This window comes from Kitasatospora sp. NPDC036993, from assembly GCF_055607525.1.
Genome location: NZ_JBVJRP010000008.1, coordinates 112,923 through 134,761 on the forward strand (window position 1 = coordinate 112,923; position 21,839 = coordinate 134,761).

The window sequence follows — 21,839 nt, forward strand, 5'->3', positions numbered from 1 at the left end:
CACCTTTCGGTATGGGCGATGTGACGGGTTCGTGACCACTCCGGGACCTACCCGTCGGTCACAAACCCGGTGCTCAACACCCGCCCCTGCTCGCGTATTTAACGATGAGTCATCAATATTTCGAGCCCCGCCCGCTCCCGAAACGGATCGCCGCCGACGGGCCTCGCCGTGACCCCACCACGGCAGAGTCCTGCGACCCGCCCCAAGACTCTCAACCGATCGGTTGAATAAGGTCGCCGGGCGGCGTAGCGTTGTTCTCAACCAATCGGTTGAGGATGAACAGGGGTGTGCGGTGGCTGTCGACCAGCTGTCCCGGGCGTTCGTGGCGCTGGGCGATCCGACCCGGCGGGACATCGTGGCCCGGCTGGCGATCCGCGATGCGAGCGTCGGCGAGTTGGCGGAGTCCTACGCGATGTCCATGCAGGCTGTCTCCAAGCACCTGAAGGTGCTGGAGGAGGCCGGGCTGGTGAGCCGCAGCCGGGACGGGCAGCGGCGGCCGTGCCATCTGGAGCCGCAGGTGTTCGACCTGATGACGAGCTGGATCGAGCGGTACCGGCGGCAGGCGGAGGAGAGGTTCGGGCGACTGGACGCCCTGCTCGCCGAGATGGCCGACGACGAGAGCGACGACGAACACGCCGGCTCCATCCCCGACACCTCACAGACCGAAGAGAACGACCGACCCGAGCAGAGCGAAGGAGCCCCGTCATGACTTCCACCAACGGCCCCGAGACCCGCATCGAGGCGGACCCCCAGCTGCCCACCATCCGGATCGTCCGTGAGTTCGACGCACCGCAGGAGCGGGTGTTCCGGGCCTGGATCGAGCCCGAGCTGGTCGCCCGCTGGATCGGTCCGAAGGGCCACGACACGAAGATCGACACCTGGGAGGGCCGCACCGGCGGGCACTACCGCTACTCGATGCACCACGAGGGCCAGGAGATCGCGGCCTTCTACGGTTCCTTCCACGAGGTCCGGCCGGCCACCCGGCTCGTTCAGACCTTCACCTACGAGGGCATGCCGGACGGCGTCTCGCTGGACACCGCGACCTTCGAGCCCGCCGGGGACGGCCGCACCCGCGTCACCTTGCTGTCGGTGGTCGACAGCATGGTGACCCGTGACGCCATCCTGGCCAGCGGCATGGAGAAGGGCGTCATCGAGGGCTACCAGAAGCTGGACGCCCTGCTAGCCGGTTCCTGACCGGCCCCGATCGCCGCGAGTGCGCCCTGCCGGACCCGGTCCGGCAGGGCGCACTCGCCGTGCCGGACGGCGCATCCCCGACCACCCCCACCACCCGTCGCGCACAACCGGCCACCCTTCACGGAAAGCGCTTTCCAAGCGGCCTCGGACTGGGTAGGCTCGATCACCATGGCAGGCCTCCTGCCTCCCCTCCCGCAGCGTGCCGCGCCCCAGGCCACCGGCCGGCGGGACTGGCCGTCCGACGGCCGCACCCTCCCCGAAGCCCTCCGAAAGCTGGCCCCTGATGCTCGACCACGACGAAACCGGGTACCTCCGTGACGGGGTGCCGCACCGCGTAGTCTCCGGTGCCCTGCACTACTTCCGCGTCCATCCCGACCTCTGGGAGGACCGCCTGCGCCGGCTGCGCGCGATGGGTGCCAACACCGTCGACACGTACATCCCGTGGAACTTCCACGAACTGCCGACCGGCGCCTTCGACTTCACCGGCTGGCGCGACCTCGGCCGCTTCTGTCGCACCGCGGGAGAGGTGGGCCTCGATGTCATCCTGCGGCCCGGCCCCTACATCTGCGCGGAGTGGGAGTTCGGCGGCCTGCCCGCCCGGCTGCTCGCCGCCGACGGGATGCGGCTGCGCTGCGCCGACCCGGCCTACCTGGCCGAGGTGGACGGCTGGTTCGACGCCGTCGTGCCCGAGATCCTGCCGCTCCTGGCCGGCCGGGGCGGCCCCGTGGTGGCGGTGCAGATCGAGAACGAGTACGGCAGCTACGGCAACGACGCCGCCTACCTCTGCCACCTGCGCGACGGTCTGCTCGCCCGCGGCGTCGACTGCCTGCTGTTCACGGCGGACGGGGCGGAGGACGCGATGCAGCAGGGCGGCGGCGTTCCCGGCCACCTGGCCACCGCGACGTTCGGCTCCCGGCCCGCCGAGCGCTTCGAGGTGCTGCGTCGCTACCAGCCCGAGGGCCCGATGACGGCGATGGAGTTCTGGATCGGCTGGTTCGACCACTGGGGCGAGCCGCACCACGTGCGCGACGCCGCGGAGTCCGCCCAGGCGCTGGACGACCTCCTCGCCACCGGGGGCTCCGTCAACCTCTACATGGCCCACGGCGGCACCAACTTCGGCTTCTGGGCCGGCGCCAACCACACCGGCACCCTCCCGTCCGACGCCGGGTTCCAGCCGACCGTCACCAGCTACGACTACGACGCGCCGATCGGCGAGGCCGGCGAACTCACCGAGAAGTTCCACGCCTTCCGCGCCGTCATCGGCAAGTACCTGCCCCTGCCCGAGGGCGAGCTGCCCGAGCCCGCCCCCCGCGTCGCCCCCCAGCGGGTCCGGCGCCGCGCCGCCTCGGCCCGGCTCCTGGCGAACCTCGACGCCCTGTCCGAGCCGGTGCGCAGCCCGGTGCCCGAGCCGATGGAGAAGGTCGGCCAGTCCCTCGGCCTCATCCACTACCGCACCCGGATCTCCGGCCCGCGGCCGTCCATGCCGCTGCGCATCGACGGCATCGGCGACCGCGCCCACGTGTTCGCGGACGGCCGGCCGCTCGGCGTCCTGCACCGCGACGCCCCGGCGGAGACCCTGCCGCTGGAGGTCGGCCCCGAGGGCGTCGTGCTGGACATCCTGGTCGAGGCGCTCGGCCGGGTGAACTACGGCCCCCTGCTGGACGACCGCAAGGGCATCACCCGCGGCGTCTCGCACGGGCACCAGCGGCTGTTCGACTGGGAGATCCGTCCCCTGCCGCTCTCCGACCCGGGGCACCTGCGCTACGAGGACCCGGACCCGGCGGGCGACGCGGACCCGGCCTTCCACCGCTTCGAGGCCTCGCTCACCGAGCCCGCCGACGCCTTCGTCGCCCTGCCCGGCTGGACCCGCGGGCTCCTCTGGCTGAACGGCTTCCTGCTCGGCCGCTACTCCGCCCAGGGTCCTCAGCAGACCCTCTACGCCCCGGCTCCGCTGTGGCGGGCGGGCGTCAACGAGCTCGTCCTGCTCGAACTGGACGGCCACGGCGAGGAGATCGAGCTCCGCGACCGGCCCGACCTCGGGCCGCTCGCCGCCGCCCCCAGCTCCGAGTACTGAGCCCGCGGGAACTCGCGGGAGCCCGCACACCGGCGGCCGTGCCCCCTCCGGGGAGCACGGCCGCCGACCGCTGTCCGGAGCCTGGACCGGAAGCGGGACCAAAAAATGGGGATTCCACCGCGAAACGCCCGAGGGCCGCAGGAGTCGGGTGACTCCTGCGGCCCTCGGCGCACCGCCGGACGGGGGCTCCCCCCCGGTCAGGCGGTACGGTCCAGGTCGCCGCGCAGCACCGGGTGGGCGAAGGGGCTGCCGTCCGCGTAGCGGGCCAGCTCGTCCGCCGCCGCGGCCGCCATCCGCCACAGCTCACCGCCGAGCGAGCCGGCCACGTGCGGGGTGAGCAGCACGTTGGGCAGGTCGTACAGGGGCGAGTCGGCGGGCAGCACCTCCGGGACGGTGACGTCCAGAACGGCGCCGAGGCGGCCCGTGACCAGCTCCTCGACCAGGGCGTCCTGGTCGATCAGCGACCCACGGGAGGTGTTCACCAGCGTCGTCCCGTCGCGCATCAGGGCGAGCCTGCGGCGGTCGATCATGTGCCGGGTGCCGGGCAGTTCGGGCGCGTGCACGCTCACCACGTCGCTGCGCTCGCACAGTTCGTCGAGCGTCACCGAGCGGGCGCCCAGCGCGGCGGCCTCGGCCTCGTCCACGTACGGGTCGTGGAGCAGCAGCTCCAGGTCGAAGGGGCGGAGCAGTTCGAGGACGCGGCGGCCGATCCGGGAGGCGCCGACGATGCCCGTGATACGCCGGTAGTTGCCGGCCGCGGGGTAGGCGCCCTGCCAGTCGTGCGGGGCCCGCCGGGCGCGGTAGTCGGCGCTGAGCCTGAGCACCTGCTTGTTGGCGAACAGCACGTTGGCGACGGTGTACTCGGCGACGGGCAGGGCGTTGGCCCAGGCCGCCGAGGAGACCTGGATGCCGCGCTCCCAGCAGGCCGCGGTGACGTGGTGCTTGACCGATCCGGCGGCGTGGACGACGGCGCGCAGCCGGGGCGCGGCGGCGAGGACGGCCTCGTCGAGCGGCGGGCAGCCCCAGCTGCTGACGATCACCTCGGTCTCGGCGAGCACGGCGGCCGCCTCGGGGGAGGTGAAGTCGTCGACGACGAACACGGGATCGAGCTCGGCGAGGGTGGTGAGCCGGTCCATGGTCTCGTCGTCGACCAGCCGGCCGACGAGGTCCGGGGTCATGGCCAGCAGGGCGCGCGGGCGCCGTCGCGGCGAGGCGGGTGAACTCCCGTGCGCGGCGGTCGGGTTCGGCGGGTTGGACACGTGGTTCTCCGGCGCGGTCGTGGAGTCTGCTGTCTGGTGGGTCACTTGACGCTTCCCGCGGTCAGGCCGGCCTTCCAGTGGCGCTGGAGGCCGACGAACGCGACGACCAGCGGCACGACGGCCAGCAGCGACCCGGTGACGACCAGCGGGTAGAACTCGGGGAAGGCGTGGGTCTGGGTGTTCCACGAGTAGAGGCCGAGGCTGACCGGGAAGAGCCGGTTGTCGGAGAGCATCACCAATGGCAGGAAGAAGTTGTTCCAGATCGCGGTGAACTGGAAGAGGAACACCGTGACGAAGCCGGGCATGACCATCCTGAGCCCGATCGACCAGAAGGTGCGCAGCTCGCTCGCGCCGTCCGTGCGGGCGGCCTCCAGCACCTCGCCGGGGATGTAGCCGGCGCAGAACACCCGGGAGAGGTAGACCCCGAAGGGGTTCACCAGGGAGGGCAGGAAGACCGCCCAGAAGGTGTTGGCGAGGCCGAGTTCGGAGGCGAGCAGGTACATCGGCAGGGCCAGGGCCGTGGTCGGCACCAGCACGCCGAGCAGGACCAGCCCGAACAGCTTCTCCTTGCCCCGGAACTCGTACACGTGGAAGGCGTAGCCGGCGCAGACGCAGACGAGGGCGCAGAGCACGGCCCCGATGCCCGCGTAGAGCAGCGAGTTGAGGTACCAGCGGAAGTAGATGCCGTCGCCGGTGGTGGCGAGGGCGTGCAGGTTGTCGCCGAGGTGCCAGTTGGACGGGGTGAGGCCGTGGCCGCCGAGGAGGTCGCCGGTGTTCTTGGCGGCGGCGGTGAGCAGCCAGCCGAGCGGCAGCAGCGTGTAGGCGGCGGCCAGCACGAGGGCGCCGTTGACGGCGGCCTTGGAGAGCGTCCAGGGCGTGCGCGGGGCGCGGCCGCGGCCGGCCTTGGGCGCGCGCGGGCGCCTGCGGGTGTCGCGTTCGGGGGTGTCGCGTTCGGGGGCGAGGGTGGTCATGCCGGGTCCTCCGTGCGGCGGGCGGGGCGGGTGCGGGTCGCCCAGGTGACGAGGAAGGACAGGACGGCCGCGGTGATGGCGAGCAGCACCGAGGAGGCGGCGGCGAGGCCGTAGTCGCCGCGGTCGAAGGCGGCGGTGTAGGCGTACATGTTGGGAGTCCAGGTGCTGACGACGCCGGGTGAGGCGCCGTGCAGGATCATCGGTTCGGTGAACAGCTGGAGGGAGCCGATCACGGTGAACAGGCCGACCATCACGATCGAGGCGCGGATCAGCGGGATCTTGATGCTGAGGACGGTGCGCAGCGGGCCGGCGCCGTCCACGACGGCGGCCTCCAGCACCTCGCGCGGGACGGCCTGGAGCGCGGCGTAGAAGATGACGGTGTTGTAGCCGACCCACTCCCAGAGCGCGATGTTGACCACCGCGGGCAGTGGGTTGCCCAGCAGGTCGGGGCTGCTCCCGACGGAGTTCAGCGCCTCGATGACCGGGCTGATGCCGGGGGTGTACAGGTACATCCAGATCAGGGCGGCGATGATGCCGGGCACCGCGTGCGGCAGGAACAGCGCGAGTTGGAAGAAGCGCCGGGCGCGGGCCAGCGTGGAGTCCAGGAGCAGCGCGAACGTCAGGGACAGGCCGACCATCAGCGGGATGTACAGCAGGCAGTACAGCGCCGTGGTCCAGAAGCCCTCGCGGAAGGCCTGGTCGCCGAGGGCGCGGGTGTAGTTGCCGAGGCCGGTGAAGACCGTCTCGATGCCGCCGAAGCCGAGGCCGGAGCGGTGCTCCGTGTAGAGGCTGAGGTGGACGGCGTACCCGATCGGGACGAGGGTGCAGGCGGTGAAGAGGATCAGGAACGGCGCGAGGAGCAGGGCGGGCGCGCCGTACCGTCCGTACCGGCGCCGCCCGCGGGTGGGGCGGGCGGGCGCGGTACGGGCGGCGCGGTCGGTTGGAGCGGTGGTCACTGGGCGACCTTGATTCCGCGGTTCTTCAGCTCGGCGACGGTGGCCTGCTGCGCGGCGTCCACGGAGGACTGGACGGTGCCGCCCTGGGTGAGCTTGCCGAAGGCGTCCTTGAGGGAGGTGTTGGTGGCGCCCATGGCCGGGCCCCACTGCCAGCCGGGCTTGATGGACTTGGCGGCGTCGGCGTAGATCGCGTAGACGTCCTGGCCGCCGTAGAAGTCCGTCTTGAACGCGCCCTGGGCGACGGGCACCAGGGCCGGCGCGGCCGGGTAGGCGGAGGAGGTGCCGGAGGCGATGCGGGCGCTGAAGCCCTCGGGCGTGGTGGTGGCCCAGGTGGCGAACTCCACCGCGGCCTTGGCCTTCTTGCTGTTCTTGGAGACCGCGAAGGTGGTGCCGCCGACCATGCCGCTGGCGGGGGTGCCGTCCCAGGTGGGGACGGGGGCGACGGCCCACTTGCCGGAGGCGTCGGGGACGGTGCCCTTGAGCACTCCGCCGCCCCAGGAGGCGCCGAGGTAGCCGGCCGTCTCGCCCTTCTGGAGGGAGGCCGTCCACTGCTGGCTGAAGGACGGCATGACCCGGACGAGGTCGTCGTTGATCAGCTGCTGCCAGTAGTCGCTGACCTTCTTGGTCTCCGCGCCGGTGGCGTCGACCTTCCAGGAGTCGCCCGAGCTCTTGAACCAGTGGGCGTCGGCCTGCCAGGCCATGGCCTCGAAGGTGGTCGGGTCGTCGGGGAAGAAGGTGGCGATCCGGGCGTCCGGCTTGGCCTCCTTCAGCTTCTGGGCGGCGGTGCGGAACTCGTCCCAGGTCTTCGGCGCGGTGACGCCGGCCTGGTCGAGGAGGTCCTTGCGGTAGTAGAAGGCCTGCGGGGAGGCGTCCAGCGGCAGGGCCCAGGTGCTGCCGCCGAGGGTGGTCAGGTCCAGGGCCTGGTTCAGGTACTTGGACTTGACGTCGTCCGTGACGAACTTGCCGAGGTCCTGGACGGCCCCCTGGCTGACGAAGTCCGGCAGCTGCGAGTACTCGACGTTGAACACGTCGGGCGCGTTGCCCGCCTTGACCGCGTTGGAGATCTTCGCGTAGCCGCCGGCGACCCCGGCGGGGATCTCCTCGTACGTCACCTGGATGTCCGGGTGGGAGGCGTTGAAGGCGGCCACGACCTCCTTGGTGCCCTTGGCCCAGCCCCAGAAGGTGAGGGTGGTGGGCTTGCCGTCGTCGGAGCCACCGCTCGACGAACCGCTCGACGAACCGCTGCCGCAGGCCGCGAGGGACGTCACGCAGAGGGCGGACGCGACGAGGGCCGCGGCCAGACGGGGGGCTCTGCGGACCGGGGTGGGGGTGGTGGGCATGGCTCGTCTCCTGTCGGAGGGGTGCGAGGGGTGTGGCCATCCTGGGACCGCGCTCCGATCGAAGTCAAGCCTTTCTGATCAAATGATCCTCTTCGATCTGACATACCCGGCAACGTTCAGGCTTCTTTACGGGAATGCACCCTTTCCGTGATGTTCACCCCCGTCCGCGTGGATCATTTGATCAATACGATGGACGATCGATCTGGGGTTGTTCCCGGATCCGGTCCACCCGACCCGGCCGAGGAGCCCCGCATGCCCCCGATCGAGCTACCGCCCGAAGACCGCAGGCTCAGCCCCTTCACCGGCTGGACCAGGGCCCACTGGGAGGCCGCCGCCGACGGCCTGCTGGCCGCCGTCCGCCGCCACGCGGGCCCCGGACACGCGCTGATCGGGCTGCCGGGCGACCGCCCCAGCTGGTCGGGCCCCCGCTCGGACGGACTGGAGGGGTACGCCAGGACCTTCCTGCTGGCCGCCTTCCGCGTCGCGGGCGCCGGCGGCGACGACCCCCACGGACTGCTCCCCGCCTACGCGGAGGGGCTCGCCGCCGGCACCCGCCGCCCGACCGCCGAACGCGCCCTCACCGACGCCGACCCCGCCTCCTGGCCGGTGATCACCGACCGGGGCCAGGCCATGGTCGAGGCCGCCTCGATCGCTCTGGGCCTGCGGATCACCCGCCCCTGGCTCTGGGACCGGCTGGACCACGACGTGCGCGAACGGGCCGGCGCCTGGCTGGCCGGCGCCCTCCACCGGGCCCCGGTGGACAACAACTGGTGGCTCTTCCCGCTGACCGTCGGCGGCTTCCTCTCCGAGGCGGGCATCGACGACGCGGCCGCGGAGCAGGCCGTGGAGCGCGGCCTCGCGAGGATCGAGTCCTGGTACCGGGGCGACGGCTGGTACACCGACGGGCGCCCGCGCGCCTTCGACCACTACAACGGCTGGGCCTTCCACCTCTACCCCGTCCTCCACGCCCACCTGGGCGGCGACCGGCGACTGCTCGACCTGTACGGCGGCCGGCTCGCCGCCCACCTCGACGCCTGCGCGCACACCTTCGGCGCCGACGGCGCCCCCGTCCACCAGGGCCGCTCGCTCACCTACCGCTTCGCCGCCGCGGCCCCGCTGTGGGCCGGGGCGCTGTCCGGGCACACCCCGCTGGCCGCGGGCACCACCCGCCGCCTCGCCTCCGGTGCCCTGCGGTACTTCCTCGACCGCGGCGCGCTCGACGCCGAGGGCCTGCTCACCTCCGGCTGGCACGGGCCGTACCCGCCGATGGTGCAGCCGTACTCGGGCCCCGCCTCGCCGTACTGGGCGAGCAAGGGGTTCCTCGGACTGCTGCTCCCGCCGGACCACCCGGTGTGGACGGCCACCGAGGAGCCCGGGCCCGCCGAACTCGGCGACGCCGTCCGACCGCTCCCCCGCCCCGGCTGGCTGATCCAGTCCACCGCCGCCGACGGCCTCGTCCGGCTGCACAACCACGGCAGCGACGACCAGCCCGCGGACGAGGTGCTGCCCGACGACCCGCTCTACGCACGCCTCGCCCACTCCACCGCGACCGGGCCGGTGCTGGACGGTCCGCCGGACAACCACCTCGGGCTGGTGGTCGGCGGCGCGCTCACCGAGCGCGGCCCGATCCGGCCGCTCGGCGCCGGCGACGGCTGGGCCGCCTCCGAACACCGGCCCCGGACGGGCGGCGCGGAACTCCCCGGGGTCGTCGTGACCTCGCTCGTCCTCGCCGCCGGGGCCGAGGAGGTGCGCGCCCACCTGGTCACCGGGGCCGAACCCGGAACCGAGGTCCGGCACAGCGGGTGGGCGGTGGCGAGCGACCGCGTCGAGACCTCCGTGGCCGGACCGCTCGCCACCGCCACCGCCACCGGTCCCGACGGCGGGCGGCTCGTCTCGCTGCTGCGCCGCGCGGACGGCTTCAGCACGGCCGCCACCGACCCGCTGCCCGCGGGCACCGCGTTCGGCGCCGTCGGCGCGGTGCCCCGCGTCACCGGGCGGACCACCGGCACGGCCACGCTGTTCGTCAGCACCGCGCGGCTCGCCCGGGGCCAGGCGCACCCGCCCCTCACGGCCGTCGAGGTCCGGACCGAGCGGGTGCCCGAGGGCCACCGCCTCCACGTCCGCTGGCCGGACGGCGGGCGGCACACCGCCCTGCTCGCCACCGGCTCCGTCACCGTCCACCGGGAGGACTGACCAGCATGCGACCCGCCCTCTCCACCCTCGGCCTGCCGGGCCTCCCGCTCGCCGAGGTGCTCCGGCTGGCGGCCGAGCACCACTGGCAGGGACTCGAACTGCGGTGCGCGCCCGGCGAACCGGTGCACCCCGCCATGACGGCCGGCGAACTGCGCAGCGCCCGAAGGGAGTTCGCCACCCACGGGATCACCCCGCTCGCCGTCGCTTCCTATCTCGGGGTCGCCGCGCCCGGCGACGACGACCGGCTGGCCGCCGCCCTGACCGACCACCTGCGGCTGGCCGCCGACCTCGGGGCGCGCCACCTGCGCGTCTTCCCGCACGGCGCGGAGTCCGCGACGGGCGCCGCCGACCGGCGGGCCGCACGGCGGCTGGCCGCGGCGGCCGGCACCGCCCGCTCGCTCGGCGTCCGCATCCTGTTGGAGACCCACGACTCGCACCGCTCGGGGCGGGACGTGGCGCGCGTGCTCGGCCTCGTCGGCGATCCGGCCGTCGGCGCGCTGTGGGACCTGATGCACACCCACCTGGCCGGCGAGCGCCCGGCGGAGACCCTGGCCGCGCTCGCGCCCCACCTCGGCTACGTCCAGGTCAAGGACATCGCGGGCGAGGACGACCTCACGCCGCTCGCGCTCGGGGCGGGCGTGCTGCCGATCGCCGCGTGCGTACGCGCCCTGCCGGCGGACTGCTGGGTGTCCTGGGAGTACGAGGCGCCCTGGCACCCCGCCGCCGCCCCGCTGCCCGGGCTGCTGGGCCCCGGCGCGGCCTACCTCGCCCGGCTCGCGGCCTGAGGCCGGGGCGGGGCGGACTGCTCAGGGGCGCGGGCGGGCCTGACGCCCCTGGGCGCCGTCCGCCCGTGCCTCAGCCGGCCTCGCCCGCGCCCCCGCACGAGGTGCGGATCTCCAGCGAGGGCAGCAGTTCGAGACGGTGCACGGGCAGCGAGCCGCCGCGGTCCAGACGGCGCAGCAGCAGCTCCACGGCGGCCGCGCCCACGGCCCGCTTCGGCGGGGCGACGGCCGTCAGCGGCGGCGCGGCGAGGGCCGCGAACACGTCGTCGTACGCGATCAGCGCCACGTCGTCCGGCACCTGGAGGCCCCGCGCCCGCAGCAGCGGCGGAAGCTGGATGGCATCCTGGTCGTTGTGGACCAGGACGGCCCGCACGCCCCGGGCTGCGGCCTCGGCGATCCGCTCGGCGACGGCCTCGGAGTCGACGCCGGGGCGGCGGATGTCGATCACCGGCTGCGGTTCCAGCCCGAGCAGCGCCGTCCCCTCGGCGTAGCCGGTCCGGACCCGGTGCGCCGTCCAGGTGTCCTCGCGGGCGGCCAGCAGCACCGAGCCGTGCCCCAGCGAGACCAGGTGGCGCAGGGCGAGCAGCACGCCGTGCCGGTGGTCCGAGCCGACGGAGTCCAGCAGCGCGCCCTCGCCGTCGGCGGGCGGGCGGCGCTCGACGAGCACGGCGGGCACCGGGAGCCCACCGGTCCACGGGCCGTCCTCGCCGCCGGCCGGGCGCCAGTTGGGGGTCAGGAGCAGACCGTCCACCCCCGAGTCGAGCAGCTGTCCGACCTGGGCGCGGTCGTTGTCGGACTCGTACGGGGCGATCGCGAGCACCAGGCGCGCACCGGCGGCCGCGGCGGCCGCGCGGGCACCGCCGATCACCTCGTCGAAGTACGAACCGACGGTGGGGACGAGCATGCCCAGGACCCGGTCGGTGCCCCCGGCCGCGGCGGACTTGGCACGCGGCAGCGAGACGGAGCCGTGCGAGCGGTGCAGCAGCCCGTCGTCGGCGAGCGCCGCCACGTCGCGGCGGACGGTGACGGCCGAGAGGCCCATCCGGGTGGCGAGGTCCACCACCCGAACCGTCCTGAGGTCACGGACGACCTCCAGGATCCGGGACCGACGTTCCTCTGCCGTGATGGTCATGGCTTCCCTCCTGCGTGCCCGGTGCCGCACGGCAACTGATCAATCTACATCGTTCAATCGAAATACGATCGAACGAACACAGATGTGCTGAGTCGATCAGAACCACCGTACCGGTCACCCGATCATCCGGTCAGGTCCTCCCGCGTTCCCGGCCTGCGGAAACCCCGCCGCACCGCCGGACGGACGGACCGCCGAACCACGGACCGCCGGTTCACCGGACGTCCGGCACCACCGCACCGCCGGCCTGTGCTCCCCCGTTCACCGGGTCCGCGGGGCCGGCGCCGCGGTACTCCCCCGCAACACGACCCGGGTCGGCAGGGCCAGCCGGACCGGCCGTCCACCGCCCCCGCCGGACTCCAGCGCCAGGGTGACGGCTCCCGCGCCGAGCCGTTCCAGCGGCATCCGCACCGTCGAAAGCGCCGGTGCCACGTCGGCGGCGAACGGGATGTCGTCGAAGCCGGCCACCGACATCACGCCGGGCACGTCGATCCCCCGCACCCGGAGTTCGCCGAGCACGCCGACCGCGCAGACGTCGGACAGCGCCAGCACGGCGGTCGGCCACTCGTCCTGCGGGCGGTCGAGTAGCCGCCGCACCGCCTCGCGCCCCCCGTCGCGGGTGAACTCCACGTGCTGGACGGCCCCTTCGGCCGGTTCGATGCCCGCCTCGGCGAGCGCCTCGCGCACCCCGGCGAGCCGGTCCATCGGGACGCGCAGCCGCTCCGGCCCGGTGATCACGGCGAACTCGCGGTGCCCCAGGCCCAGCAGGGCCCGGGTCAGGTCGGCCGCGCCCCCGCGGTTGTCCGGCAGGACGGCGTCGTAGGCGGGGCCGTGGTCGGTGATGGTCGCGATCAGCCCGCCGTCCGCCCGGTAGTCGGCGAGCGCCGCGTCGACGGCGAGGACGGCGGCCGGGTCGGTGTGGGCGGACCCGGCCAGGACGATGGCCCGCACGCGCTGACCGTGCAGCATCCGGATGCCCCGTACCTGCGTCTCCGGCTCCCCGTCCGTGTTGATCACCAGCGGGAGCAGCCCGGCCTGCCCGGCGGCGTCGGAGACACCGCGGGCGATGGCCGCGAAGTACGGGTCGGCCACGTCGTGCAGCAGCACGCCGACGTTGGCCGTGGCGGCGCGGGCGAGCGCCTGGGCGGGGGCGTTCGGCAGGTACCCGAGGGCGTCGGCACTCGCCCTGACCTTCGCGGCCAGCGCCTCGCCGACCGTCCGGGCCGAGCCGTTGAGGGCGCGGGAGGCCGTCGCGAGCGAGACCCCGGCGTGACGGGCGACCTCACTGAGGGTGACACCCATCGACCGATTCCCCGCTTTCCCCGGCACCTGCGTTGACGTGCGCAGCATATCTCCCTAACCTCTCGGAAAGCGCTTTCCCACTGCTTTCCCACTGACCGCACCGGACCCGGAGGACCACGCATGACTCAGAGAGTGATCGGCGTCGTGATGAACGGCGTCACCGGACGAATGGGCTACCGCCAGCACCTGGTGCGCTCGATCCTGGCCATCCGCGAGCAGGGCGGACTCCCCCTGGAGGGCGGCGACACGCTGTGGCCCGAGCCGATCCTGGTCGGCCGCGACGCCCGCAAGCTCCAGGACCTGGCGGACCGCCACGGGCTGACCCACTGGACGACCTCGCTGGACGAGGCGCTGGCCCACCCGCTCGCCGAGATCTACTTCGACGCCCAGGTCACCCCGGCCCGCGAGCAGGCCCTGCGCACCGCCATCGCGGCCGGCAAGCACGTCTACACCGAGAAGCCCACCGCCGAGTCCCTCGACGCCGCGCTCGAACTGGCCCGGCTGGCCCGCGAGGCCGGGGTGTGCAACGGCGCGGTGCAGGACAAGCTCTTCCTGCCCGGCCTGCTCAAGCTCAAGCGGCTGGTGGACGGCGGCTTCTTCGGCCGCATCCTGTCGGTGCGCGGCGAGTTCGGCTACTGGGTGTTCGAGGGCGACTGGCAGGACGCGCAGCGCCCCTCCTGGAACTACCGCGCGCAGGACGGCGGCGGCATGATCCTCGACATGTTCCCGCACTGGCGGTACGTGCTGGACCAGATCATCGCGCCCGTCCGCTCGGTGTACGCGCACAGCGCCACCCACATCCCCGAGCGGGTCGACGAGCAGGGCCGCGGCTACCCGGCGACCGCCGACGACGCCGCCTACGGCGTCTTCGAGCTGGAGGGCGGGATCACCGCCCAGATCAACTCCTCCTGGGCCGTCCGGGTCGACCGGGACGAGCTGGTGGAGTTCCAGGTCGACGGCACCGAGGGCAGCGCGGTCGCCGGGCTGCGCAACTGCCGGATCCAGCACCGGGCCACCACCCCGAAGCCCGTGTGGAACCCGGACCTGCCGGCCACCGAGCGGTTCCGCGAGCAGTGGCAGCAGGTCCCGGACAACGGCGAGTTCGACAACGGCTTCAAGGCGCAGTGGGAGCTCTTCCTGCGGCACGTCGTCACCGGCTCCCCGTACACCTGGGACCTGCTGGAGGGCGCCAAGGGCGTCCAGCTGGCCGAACTCGGCCTGCGCTCCGCCCGCGAGGGCCGCCGTCTGGACGTCCCCGAGCTGGAGATCCGATGACCGAGCTGAACCTTCCCGGCCACGGCCGGCACCGGCTGGCCGCCCCCGAGCCGCTGGAGATCCCGGCGCACCCGCCCAGGAGCCGGACGGCCTTCGCCGCCGCGCACGTCGTCGCCGACCCGCTCGGCGGCAACGCCCCCGGCGCCCCGGCGGCCGTCGACTGGGACGCCACCCTCGCCTTCCGCCGCTACCTGTGGTCCCTCGGCCTCGGCGTCGCCGACGCCATGGACACCGCCCAGCGCGGCATGGGCCTGGACTGGGCCGCCACCCGGGAGCTGATCGTCCGCTCCGGCGCGGAGGCCCGCGCCGTCGGCGGTCTCCTCGCCTGCGGCGTCGGCACGGACCAGCTCACCGGCCCGGCCACGGACCTCGCCGGGATCACGGCCGCCTACGAGGAGCAGCTCGCGGTGGTCGAGGAGGCCGGTGCGCAGCCCGTCCTGATGGCCAGCCGCGCACTCGCCGCGCAGGCCCGCGGGCCCGAGGACTACCTCCGGGTCTACGGCCGGCTGATCGCCCAGGCCGGCCGGCCGGTGGTCCTGCACTGGCTCGGCGAGATGTTCGACCCGGCGCTGTCCGGCTACTGGGGCTCCGCCGACCTGGACGCGGCCACCGCGACGGTGCTCGCGCTGATCCGGGAGCACCGCGCCGGCATCGACGGCATCAAGGTATCCCTGCTCGACGCCGACCGGGAGGTCGCCCTGCGCCGCGCCCTGCCCGAGGGCGTCCGGCTCTACACCGGCGACGACTTCAACTACCCGGAGCTCATCCGCGGCGACGCGCTCGGCCACAGCCACGCGCTGCTGGGCGTCTTCGACCCGATCGCCACCCGCGCCGCCGCCGCGCTGCACGCCCTGGACGCCGGGGACACCGACCGGTACGACGCGCTGCTCGCCCCCACCCTCCCGCTGGCCCGCCACCTGTTCGCGGCGCCGACGTACCACTACAAGACGGGCGTCGTCTTCCTCGCCTGGCTGGCAGGCCACCAGAGCCACTTCACCATGGTCGGCGGGGCACAGAGCGGCCGTTCCGTCGTCCACCTGGTGGAGCTGTTCCGGCTGGCGGACGCCGCCGGGGTGCTGCCGGACCCGGAGCTGGCGGCGCACCGGATGCGGCAGTTCCTCGCGGTGGCGGGGGTGGAGGCGTGAACCGGATCTCGCTGAACCAGATCACCACCAAGGGCTGGAGCCTGCCGGAGGCGGTGCGCGGCTGCGCGGAGGCCGGCGTCCCCGCGATCGGGCTCTGGCGCGACAAGGTCGAGGAGGTCGGCGTCGGGGTCGCGGCCAAGCTGGTCCGCGAGGCGGGACTGGCCGTCAGCAGCCTGTGCCGGGGCGGATTCCTCACCGCCGAGGGCCCGGACGCCCACCGGGCGGCGCTCGCCGACAACCTCCGCGCGCTGGAGGACGCGGCCGAACTGGGCACCGACACCCTGGTGATGGTCGTCGGCGGCGTCCCCGAGGGCAGCCGCGACCTGGCCGGGGCGCGGGAGCGGGTCGCCGACCGGCTGGCCGAGCTCGCCCCGTACGCCGGTGACCTGGGCGTGCGGCTGGCGATCGAACCGCTGCACCCGATGTTCTGCGCCGACCGGGCCGTGGTCTCCACCCTCGGCCAGGCCCTCGACCTGGCCGAGCCCCACCCCGTCGGGCAGGTCGGCGTCGTCGTCGACAGCTACCACGTGTGGTGGGATCCGGACCTCGCCGCGCAGATCGCCCGCGCGGGCGCCCGGATCGCCTCCTACCAGGTCTGCGACTGGACGCTGCCGCTGCCCGCCGACGTCCTGCTCGGCCGGGGCCACGTGGGAGACGGGTGCATCGACTTCGGGGCGCTGACGGAGATGGTCACGGCCGCCGGCTACACCGGCTGGATCGAGACCGAGATCTTCAACCGGGAGATCTGGGACGCCCCCGGGGCGCGGACCCTCGCGACGGTGGTCGAGCGCCACCGGGCCCACGTGGAGAGCGCATGAGGGTCGTCCTCGCGCCGGACTCCTTCAAGGGGACGGTCACGGCGACGGACGCCGCCCGGGCGCTGGCCGACGGCTGGCGCTCGGTGCGGCCGGACGACGAGCTGATCGAGCGTCCGATGGCCGACGGCGGCGAGGGCACCATCGCCGCCGTCGCGGCCGCCCTGCCCGGCACCACCGAGCACGACGTCCCCGGCTGCACCGGCCCCGACGGGCGGCCGGTCACCGGGCGGTACGCCCTCCTGCCCGACGGCACCGCGCTGGTGGAACTCGCCGTCGCCGGCGGACTGCCCCTGATGTCGCGCCCCGCACCGCTCACCGCGACCACGCGGGGCACCGGCGAGACGGTCGCGGCGGCCCTCGACGCGGGGGCCCGCCGGCTGGCGGTCGCCCTCGGCGGCTCCGCCTCCACCGACGGCGGCGCCGGTCTGCTCGCGGCGCTCGGCCTGCGGCTGACCGACGTACAGGGCCGGGAACTCCCCGACGGCGGCGGGGCGCTGGTACGGGCCCACCGGGTCGACGCGACGGCCCTGCGCCCGGCACCGCCCGAGGGCGTGGTGCTCCTCACCGACGTCACCGATCCGCTGCTCGGCCCGGACGGCGCCGCCGCCGTCTACGGCCCGCAGAAGGGCGCGGGCCCGGACGAGGTCGCCCTGCTCGACCGGGGCCTCTCCCGGCTCGCCGCGCTCCTCGGCGCGGACCCGGCCCTGCCCGGCACCGGGGCGGCGGGCGGCACCGCCTACGGCCTCGCGGCCGCGTGGGGCGCCGTCATCCGCCCCGGCGCCGCCGCCGTCGCCGAACTCCTCCGCCTCGACCGGGACATCGCCACGGCGCAGCTGGTGATCACCGGTGAGGGCCGGTACGACGCCACCAGCCTGCGCGGCAAGGCGGTCGGCGAGGTCCTCGCCCGTGCCGCCCGTGCCGGTGTCCCCGCCAGGATCGTCGCGGGCGAGTCGGCCGACGACCGGGCCCTGACCCTCAGCGCGCTCGCGGGCGACCCGGCCTCCGCCCGGGAACACGCCGGGACGTGGCTGTTCCGCGCCGGCGCCCGCCTCGCGCACGAGGTGGCGGAGGGCTGAACCCTCGTCGTCCTGCGCGGCCGGACCGCCGGCCGCGCAGGACGGCACCGGGAGGACCGAGGTCGGCCAGGGACGGCCGGGGACGGAGCCGGGGACGGGCAGCCCGTCCGGTCAGACCCGCTCGGGCAGCACGGCCACGGCCTCCACCTCCACCAACTGGTCGTGGTACCCGAGCACCGAGACGCCGAGCAGGGTGCTCGGGGCGTCGTGCTCCCCCATGTAGGAGCGGTAGACGTTCCACACCTTCACCAGGTCCGCCTGGTCACCGGAGGCCACGTAGACGGTGGTCCTGGCGATGTCGGTGAGGGCCGCCCCGCTGTCCTCCAGCACGGCTATCAGGTTCCGCATCACCTGGTGGGCCTGGGCCTCGTGGTCGCCGACCGCGACCGTCCTGCCCTCCTCGTCGAGCGGGCAGGCGCCGGCCAGCCAGAGCGAGCGGGCGGGGGCGTCGACCTCGGCCGCGTAGGCGTAGTCCACCGCCTTGGTCAGACGCGTGCTGCGGATCAGCTTGACGGCGCTGCTCATGTGGTCTCCTCCGACGGTCCCGGCCGAACGTTCGCGCCCATCGTTGGCCTCTCCTGAACGACCGTCAAACCATTTACCGGCGAACTCCCCTCCGTTTCAAGGTTCCTGGATTCACGATTCACCGTTGCGGGTGATGGCGGACCCGCCCGCCGGCGCGGAATCCTGGTGCGGATCCACGCACCACCGCCCGCACCGCCGCCGCACCGCCACCGCCATCTGGAGGCACCGCCATGGAATCCCGACCGCACGGCCCCGACCAGTCCTCCGGAGTCCGCCGGCGCCGCATGCTCGGCCTCGCGCTCGGGGCGGGCCTCGTCCCGGCACTCGGCTCCGCCGCCCAGGCGGCCTCCGACCCCTCGCCCGGCACCGGGACGGCCCGGGTGCTGCCGGCCGCCGCACTGGGCCGCCGGGCCGCCGAGGTGGCCGCGAGCCAGATCGGCGTGCCGTACGCCTGGGGCGGCGGGGACCGGCTGGGTGCGGGCCTCGGCTTCTGCGACGAGGAGAACGGCTGGCTGAACGGCGTGTGCATGGGCGAGAAGACGGTCGGCTTCGACTGCAGCGGCCTGTCGCTCTACTGCTGGTACCGAGCCAGCCACGGCACCGTCGAGCTCGGGCACTACACCGTCGCCCAGTTCAACCTCAGCGCCCCCGTGGAGCGCGACGCGCTCGCCCCGGGCGACCTGCTGTTCTTCTCCCGCCCCGACGCACCCCTGCACCACGTCGGCGTCTACGCCGGCGAGGGCGCGATGATCCACGCCGAGCGCACCGGCACGCTGGTCGCCCGGGTCGAGAACGTGCTCGACATCCCGCGCTGGGCGGGCGAGTTCGCCGGTGCCCGCCGCCCGGGCCCGCCCGCGACCTGACCCGCCGCCCGCGTCGGCCCCTCCCGTCACACGCCGCCGCGCCGCTCCCCCGTCCCGTGGTGCACCAGCATCAGCAGTTCCTGAAGCGCCTGCCGCTGCCCCGCGTCCAGCGGCGCGAGCACCTCGTCCTGCACCGCCCGCGCCAGCGCGTCCAGTTCGGCCAGCAGCGCCCGTCCGTCGTCGGTGACGGAGACCGAGACCCGCCGCCGGTCGGCCCGGTCCCTGGCCCGTTCGACGTACCCGGCGGCGGCGAGCCGGTCGGCGACCTTGGCCAGGTCGCTCGGGTCGATGGCGAGGCGCCGCACCAGGTCCCGCTGGGCCTGCGGGCCGAAGTCGGCGAGCGCGGCCAGCACCGCCATGTCCCAGAGCCGCAGGCCGCGTTCGGCCAGTCGTTCGGCGAGCCGGCCGCGCGCCGCCCTGCCGACCCGGGAGAGCAGGTAGGTGCTGAGGTCCAGCAGGGTCGGCGGGAGTCCGTCTGCGGGGTGCGGGTTCTCGGAGGCCATGGCGGCAGTCTAGGGAATCTCCCTATAGTGGGTTTCGACCCATCAATTCGAAACCGGCCGAAGACCCGCCCCCCTGCCAGGAGTTCGCCCGTGGACGCCCTGTACCCCCGTCTGCTCGTCACCCGCTTCGCCGAGTGCTTCGGCTTCTACCGCGCGATACTCCCGCCGCTCACCGGCGCCGCCCTGGTCAAGGGCACTCCCGAAGGCCCGTACGCCAACTGGGACGTCGCCGACCAGACCCTCCTGGTCCTCTACGACCGCTCGGCGATGGCCGCCACCCTCGGCACCACCGGGCTGCCCGTCCGCCCCGCCGCACCCGCGCAGGACACCGCGATGCTGGTCTTCCGGGTGGACGACGTGGACGCCGCCCTCGGCCTCTGCCTGCGCCACGGCGGCACCCTGGCGGCACCGGCGGCCGACCGCCCGGAGTGGGGCCCCAACCTGCGCAGCGCCCATCTGCGCGACCCGGACGGCCACCTGGTCGAGCTCCAGTCCTACTGACCGGCGCGCGCCGCACGGGCTCGTGCCGTGTGCGCCGCGCGCCGTCAGGCGAGCAGCACGGGACGCCCGCCCGGTCACCCCTCCGGAGACGAGGGCCCGAAGGCACCGAACCCGCCCTCGCCCCGGGCAAGCACGGCGGCCCCGAAGTCCGGGGAACAGGCCCGCCCGAGGGTCTGCGAGGCGGCGTCGGCCCCCGGGACGTGCCCGAGCACGGCGGCGCAGTACTGGACGGCGGGGACGGGCAGCGGACGGAGCTCGGCGGCGGAGGCCGAGGCCGCCGGGGTGACGGTCACCGCCCCGGCGAGGGCGAGACAGCCGGCCAGAGCGGGAGCGGCGAGGCCGCGTGGGATGCGCATCGGGGTACCTCCGTACGGGTGGGGACAGCGGCGGCGCGCGGACTCGGCCGCCCGGCCCATTCGACGGGCGGCCGGCGCCCACGGGCCGGGCGACACTCCGCGCTCCGCACTAGTCGTACGTACGCCACCGGCGCGGCGGCCGGCCCCGCAGCGGGTCGTCCGTACAGTGGCGACCCGCCCCGCGCGGGAGCGCCGCCACCGGTTCAGCGCCCGGCGGCCTCCGCCCACAGCTCCGCCTCGCACGCCGCCACCAGCGCGCCGATCCGCGCCCACGCCTCCTCGGCCGGCAGCGGCTCCAGCCGGCGGCCGTCCCGCAGGCGCAGCGCGACCCGGTCGTCCACGGCCTCCCTGGCCCCGATCACCGCCTGGTACGGCACCAGCCTGGCCTCGCGGACGCGGGCACCGAGGCTGCCGTGCTCGGGCCCGGCGACCTCGGCGCGCAGTCCGAGGTCCAGGCAGCGCTGCCGGAACCGTTCGGCCTGCGGCACTTCCGCGTCGGAGACCGGCAGCAGCACCACCTGGACGGGCGCCAGCCAGGCCGGGAACGCGCCGCCGTACAGCTCGATCAGGTGGGCGACCACCCGCTCGACGCTGCCGATCACGCTGCGGTGAACCATCACCGGGCGGTGCCTGGCGCCGTCCGCGCCGATGTAGTGCAGGTTGAACCGCTCCGGCTGGTGGAAGTCGATCTGCACGGTGGAGAGGGTGAACTCGCGCCCGGCGCCGTCGGCGATCTGCACGTCGATCTTGGGACCGTAGAACGCGGCCTCGCCCTCCGCCGCCTCGAACGGCACCCCGGAGCGTTCCAGCACCTCGGTGAGCAGCGCGACCGCGCGCTCCCAGAGAGCCGGGTCGGCCACGTACTTGCCGCCGGCGCCGGGCAGCGAGAGACGGTAGCGGACGGGTACGACGCCGAGCACCCGGTGCGCCTCGCGGATCAGCTCCAGGGCGGCGACGGCCTCGTCGGCCGCCTGCTCCGGGGTGCAGAACACGTGGGCGTCGTTCAGCTGGATCGCCCGGACCCTGGTCAGCCCGCCCAGCACCCCGGACAGTTCGGAGCGGTACATGCCGCCCAACTCGGCCATCCTCAGGGGCAGTTCCCGGTAGCTGTGGGGGCGGGAGCGGTAGATCAGCGCGTGGTGCGGACAGAGGCTGGGGCGCAGCACCATCTCCTCGGAGCCGAGCTCCATGGGCGGGAACATGTCCTCGCGGTAGTGCGCCCAGTGGCCGGAGATCTCGTACAGCTCGCGCTTGCCGAGCACCGGGGAGTAGACGTGGCGGTAGCCGGCCCGGCGCTCGCGGCCGCGGATGAACTCCTCCAGGGAGTGCCGGATCGCGGCGCCGTCGGGGAGCCAGTACGGCAGGCCGGAGCCCATCAGCGGGTCGGTGTCGAAGAGGTCGAGTTCGCGGCCGAGCCTGCGGTGGTCGGGCGCGGCGTGGTCGTTCGCGGGGCTGTCCTGTGCGGCGTGGTCGTTCGCGGGGCAGTCGTTCACCGGGCGGTCCTGCGCCGGGCGGACGTTCGAGGGCTGGTCGGGCATGAGGGCGGTCTCCACTCGGGTCTGCGGGCGAGTGGGTCC

General features: G+C 74.3%; 21 protein-coding genes. 11 read left to right on the plus strand and 10 right to left on the minus strand.

The genetic code is table 11. The features are described from left to right. Window positions 1-292 precede the first annotated feature (292 nt). The 3 genes from ACZ7C5_RS18650 to ACZ7C5_RS18660 all read left to right on the plus strand — a co-directional run bounded on the left by ACZ7C5_RS18650 (window position 293) and on the right by ACZ7C5_RS18660 (window position 3,268). On the plus strand, window positions 293-709 hold the full coding sequence (locus ACZ7C5_RS18650; protein ID WP_401082834.1) for an ArsR/SmtB family transcription factor: 417 nt from the start codon (window positions 293-295) through the stop codon (window positions 707-709). Beyond that, window positions 706-1,194 carry an SRPBCC family protein gene (locus tag ACZ7C5_RS18655; protein ID WP_470322993.1) on the plus strand — a complete coding sequence of 163 codons (489 nt, stop codon included), beginning with the start codon at window positions 706-708 and terminating at the stop codon, window positions 1,192-1,194. Before ACZ7C5_RS18650 ends, ACZ7C5_RS18655 begins: the two co-directional genes overlap by 4 nt. Window positions 1,195-1,477: 283 nt before the next feature. Further along, on the plus strand, window positions 1,478-3,268 hold the full coding sequence (locus tag ACZ7C5_RS18660; RefSeq protein WP_470322994.1) for a glycoside hydrolase family 35 protein: 1,791 nt from the start codon (window positions 1,478-1,480) through the stop codon (window positions 3,266-3,268). A gap of 197 nt (window positions 3,269-3,465) precedes the next feature. On the opposite strand, the gene ACZ7C5_RS18665 is transcribed toward ACZ7C5_RS18660, so the two are convergent. The 4 genes from ACZ7C5_RS18665 to ACZ7C5_RS18680 form a co-directional block, all read right to left on the minus strand. Beyond that, the gene (locus tag ACZ7C5_RS18665; RefSeq protein WP_470323116.1) at window positions 3,466-4,446 is read right to left on the minus strand and encodes a hydroxyacid dehydrogenase; all 981 of its coding nucleotides are present in this window, start codon (window positions 4,444-4,446) and stop codon (window positions 3,466-3,468) included. Window positions 4,447-4,568: 122 nt separating this feature from the next. Beyond that, entirely contained in the window at window positions 4,569-5,498 is a 930-nt protein-coding gene (locus tag ACZ7C5_RS18670; RefSeq protein WP_401085919.1) for a carbohydrate ABC transporter permease, read from the minus strand. Then, entirely contained in the window at window positions 5,495-6,454 is a 960-nt protein-coding gene (locus ACZ7C5_RS18675) for a carbohydrate ABC transporter permease (protein ID WP_401085922.1), read from the minus strand. The genes ACZ7C5_RS18670 and ACZ7C5_RS18675 overlap by 4 nt, the downstream gene beginning before the upstream one ends. Next, entirely contained in the window at window positions 6,451-7,794 is a 1,344-nt protein-coding gene (locus ACZ7C5_RS18680; protein WP_188301890.1) for an ABC transporter substrate-binding protein, read from the minus strand. Before ACZ7C5_RS18680 ends, ACZ7C5_RS18675 begins: the two co-directional genes overlap by 4 nt. Before the next feature lie 252 nt (window positions 7,795-8,046). Between ACZ7C5_RS18680 and ACZ7C5_RS18685 the strand changes: the two genes are divergently transcribed. Beyond that, window positions 8,047-9,987 carry a DUF2264 domain-containing protein gene (locus ACZ7C5_RS18685; RefSeq protein ID WP_470322995.1) on the plus strand — a complete coding sequence of 647 codons (1,941 nt, stop codon included), beginning with the start codon at window positions 8,047-8,049 and terminating at the stop codon, window positions 9,985-9,987. A gap of 5 nt (window positions 9,988-9,992) precedes the next feature. Next, on the plus strand, window positions 9,993-10,772 hold the full coding sequence (locus ACZ7C5_RS18690) for a sugar phosphate isomerase/epimerase family protein (RefSeq protein WP_470322996.1): 780 nt from the start codon (window positions 9,993-9,995) through the stop codon (window positions 10,770-10,772). Window positions 10,773-10,842: 70 nt separating this feature from the next. Here ACZ7C5_RS18690 and ACZ7C5_RS18695 read toward each other — a convergent pair whose 3' ends face one another. Together ACZ7C5_RS18695 and ACZ7C5_RS18700 are read right to left on the minus strand one after the other, a co-directional pair. Then, window positions 10,843-11,901 (minus strand): substrate-binding domain-containing protein, encoded by a 1,059-nt coding sequence (locus ACZ7C5_RS18695; protein WP_401085933.1) that lies wholly within the window; start codon window positions 11,899-11,901, stop codon window positions 10,843-10,845. Between the two features lie 258 nt (window positions 11,902-12,159). Continuing rightward, window positions 12,160-13,200 (minus strand): LacI family DNA-binding transcriptional regulator, encoded by a 1,041-nt coding sequence (locus ACZ7C5_RS18700; protein WP_401085936.1) that lies wholly within the window; start codon window positions 13,198-13,200, stop codon window positions 12,160-12,162. Window positions 13,201-13,320: 120 nt separating this feature from the next. On the opposite strand from ACZ7C5_RS18700, the gene ACZ7C5_RS18705 reads away from it, so the two are divergent. Genes ACZ7C5_RS18705 through ACZ7C5_RS18720 form a run of 4 tightly spaced genes read left to right on the plus strand, consistent with a single transcriptional unit; the run spans window position 13,321 to window position 17,514 of the window. Then, window positions 13,321-14,475, plus strand: a complete 1,155-nt coding sequence (locus ACZ7C5_RS18705; protein ID WP_401085939.1) for a Gfo/Idh/MocA family protein — start codon at window positions 13,321-13,323, stop codon at window positions 14,473-14,475. Beyond that, the gene (locus tag ACZ7C5_RS18710) at window positions 14,472-15,620 is read left to right on the plus strand and encodes a dihydrodipicolinate synthase family protein (protein WP_401085942.1); all 1,149 of its coding nucleotides are present in this window, start codon (window positions 14,472-14,474) and stop codon (window positions 15,618-15,620) included. Before ACZ7C5_RS18705 ends, ACZ7C5_RS18710 begins: the two co-directional genes overlap by 4 nt. Continuing rightward, on the plus strand, window positions 15,617-16,438 hold the full coding sequence (locus ACZ7C5_RS18715) for a sugar phosphate isomerase/epimerase family protein (protein WP_470322997.1): 822 nt from the start codon (window positions 15,617-15,619) through the stop codon (window positions 16,436-16,438). The genes ACZ7C5_RS18710 and ACZ7C5_RS18715 overlap by 4 nt, the downstream gene beginning before the upstream one ends. Then, a complete protein-coding gene (locus ACZ7C5_RS18720; protein WP_470322998.1) occupies window positions 16,435-17,514 on the plus strand; it encodes a glycerate kinase in 1,080 nt (359 codons plus the stop codon). The genes ACZ7C5_RS18715 and ACZ7C5_RS18720 overlap by 4 nt, the downstream gene beginning before the upstream one ends. A 111-nt stretch (window positions 17,515-17,625) precedes the next feature. Here ACZ7C5_RS18720 and ACZ7C5_RS18725 read toward each other — a convergent pair whose 3' ends face one another. After that, entirely contained in the window at window positions 17,626-18,039 is a 414-nt protein-coding gene (locus tag ACZ7C5_RS18725) for a RidA family protein (protein ID WP_401085948.1), read from the minus strand. 230 nt (window positions 18,040-18,269) lie between these two features. On the opposite strand from ACZ7C5_RS18725, the gene ACZ7C5_RS18730 reads away from it, so the two are divergent. Then, entirely contained in the window at window positions 18,270-18,902 is a 633-nt protein-coding gene (locus ACZ7C5_RS18730; protein WP_401085951.1) for a C40 family peptidase, read from the plus strand. A 26-nt stretch (window positions 18,903-18,928) separates the two neighbouring features. Here the strand turns inward: ACZ7C5_RS18730 and ACZ7C5_RS18735 are convergent, their stop codons facing one another. Beyond that, entirely contained in the window at window positions 18,929-19,405 is a 477-nt protein-coding gene (locus tag ACZ7C5_RS18735) for a MarR family winged helix-turn-helix transcriptional regulator (RefSeq protein WP_470322999.1), read from the minus strand. A gap of 90 nt (window positions 19,406-19,495) precedes the next feature. On the opposite strand from ACZ7C5_RS18735, the gene ACZ7C5_RS18740 reads away from it, so the two are divergent. Further along, on the plus strand, window positions 19,496-19,906 hold the full coding sequence (locus ACZ7C5_RS18740; protein ID WP_470323000.1) for a VOC family protein: 411 nt from the start codon (window positions 19,496-19,498) through the stop codon (window positions 19,904-19,906). 74 nt (window positions 19,907-19,980) lie between these two features. Here ACZ7C5_RS18740 and ACZ7C5_RS18745 read toward each other — a convergent pair whose 3' ends face one another. Together ACZ7C5_RS18745 and thrS are read right to left on the minus strand one after the other, a co-directional pair. Further along, window positions 19,981-20,262 carry a hypothetical protein gene (locus ACZ7C5_RS18745; protein WP_470323001.1) on the minus strand — a complete coding sequence of 94 codons (282 nt, stop codon included), beginning with the start codon at window positions 20,260-20,262 and terminating at the stop codon, window positions 19,981-19,983. A 203-nt stretch (window positions 20,263-20,465) separates the two neighbouring features. Continuing rightward, window positions 20,466-21,800 carry a threonine--tRNA ligase gene (gene thrS / locus ACZ7C5_RS18750; RefSeq protein WP_470323002.1) on the minus strand — a complete coding sequence of 445 codons (1,335 nt, stop codon included), beginning with the start codon at window positions 21,798-21,800 and terminating at the stop codon, window positions 20,466-20,468. Between the last annotated feature and the right edge of the window lie 39 nt (window positions 21,801-21,839).

Coding starts and splice junctions, on each gene's coding strand:
- ACZ7C5_RS18655 (WP_470322993.1), top strand. CDS start 706: ATGACTTCCACCAACGGCCCCGAGACCCGCATCGAGGCGGACCCCCAG.
- ACZ7C5_RS18660 (WP_470322994.1), top strand. CDS start 1,478: ATGCTCGACCACGACGAAACCGGGTACCTCCGTGACGGGGTGCCGCAC.
- ACZ7C5_RS18665 (WP_470323116.1), bottom strand. CDS start 4,446: ATGACCCCGGACCTCGTCGGCCGGCTGGTCGACGACGAGACCATGGAC.
- ACZ7C5_RS18670 (WP_401085919.1), bottom strand. CDS start 5,498: ATGACCACCCTCGCCCCCGAACGCGACACCCCCGAACGCGACACCCGC.
- ACZ7C5_RS18680 (WP_188301890.1), bottom strand. CDS start 7,794: ATGCCCACCACCCCCACCCCGGTCCGCAGAGCCCCCCGTCTGGCCGCG.
- ACZ7C5_RS18685 (WP_470322995.1), top strand. CDS start 8,047: ATGCCCCCGATCGAGCTACCGCCCGAAGACCGCAGGCTCAGCCCCTTC.
- ACZ7C5_RS18690 (WP_470322996.1), top strand. CDS start 9,993: ATGCGACCCGCCCTCTCCACCCTCGGCCTGCCGGGCCTCCCGCTCGCC.
- ACZ7C5_RS18695 (WP_401085933.1), bottom strand. CDS start 11,901: ATGACCATCACGGCAGAGGAACGTCGGTCCCGGATCCTGGAGGTCGTC.
- ACZ7C5_RS18700 (WP_401085936.1), bottom strand. CDS start 13,200: ATGGGTGTCACCCTCAGTGAGGTCGCCCGTCACGCCGGGGTCTCGCTC.
- ACZ7C5_RS18705 (WP_401085939.1), top strand. CDS start 13,321: ATGACTCAGAGAGTGATCGGCGTCGTGATGAACGGCGTCACCGGACGA.
- ACZ7C5_RS18710 (WP_401085942.1), top strand. CDS start 14,472: ATGACCGAGCTGAACCTTCCCGGCCACGGCCGGCACCGGCTGGCCGCC.
- ACZ7C5_RS18720 (WP_470322998.1), top strand. CDS start 16,435: ATGAGGGTCGTCCTCGCGCCGGACTCCTTCAAGGGGACGGTCACGGCG.
- ACZ7C5_RS18725 (WP_401085948.1), bottom strand. CDS start 18,039: ATGAGCAGCGCCGTCAAGCTGATCCGCAGCACGCGTCTGACCAAGGCG.
- ACZ7C5_RS18730 (WP_401085951.1), top strand. CDS start 18,270: ATGGAATCCCGACCGCACGGCCCCGACCAGTCCTCCGGAGTCCGCCGG.
- ACZ7C5_RS18735 (WP_470322999.1), bottom strand. CDS start 19,405: ATGGCCTCCGAGAACCCGCACCCCGCAGACGGACTCCCGCCGACCCTG.
- ACZ7C5_RS18745 (WP_470323001.1), bottom strand. CDS start 20,262: ATGCGCATCCCACGCGGCCTCGCCGCTCCCGCTCTGGCCGGCTGTCTC.
- thrS (WP_470323002.1), bottom strand. CDS start 21,800: ATGCCCGACCAGCCCTCGAACGTCCGCCCGGCGCAGGACCGCCCGGTG.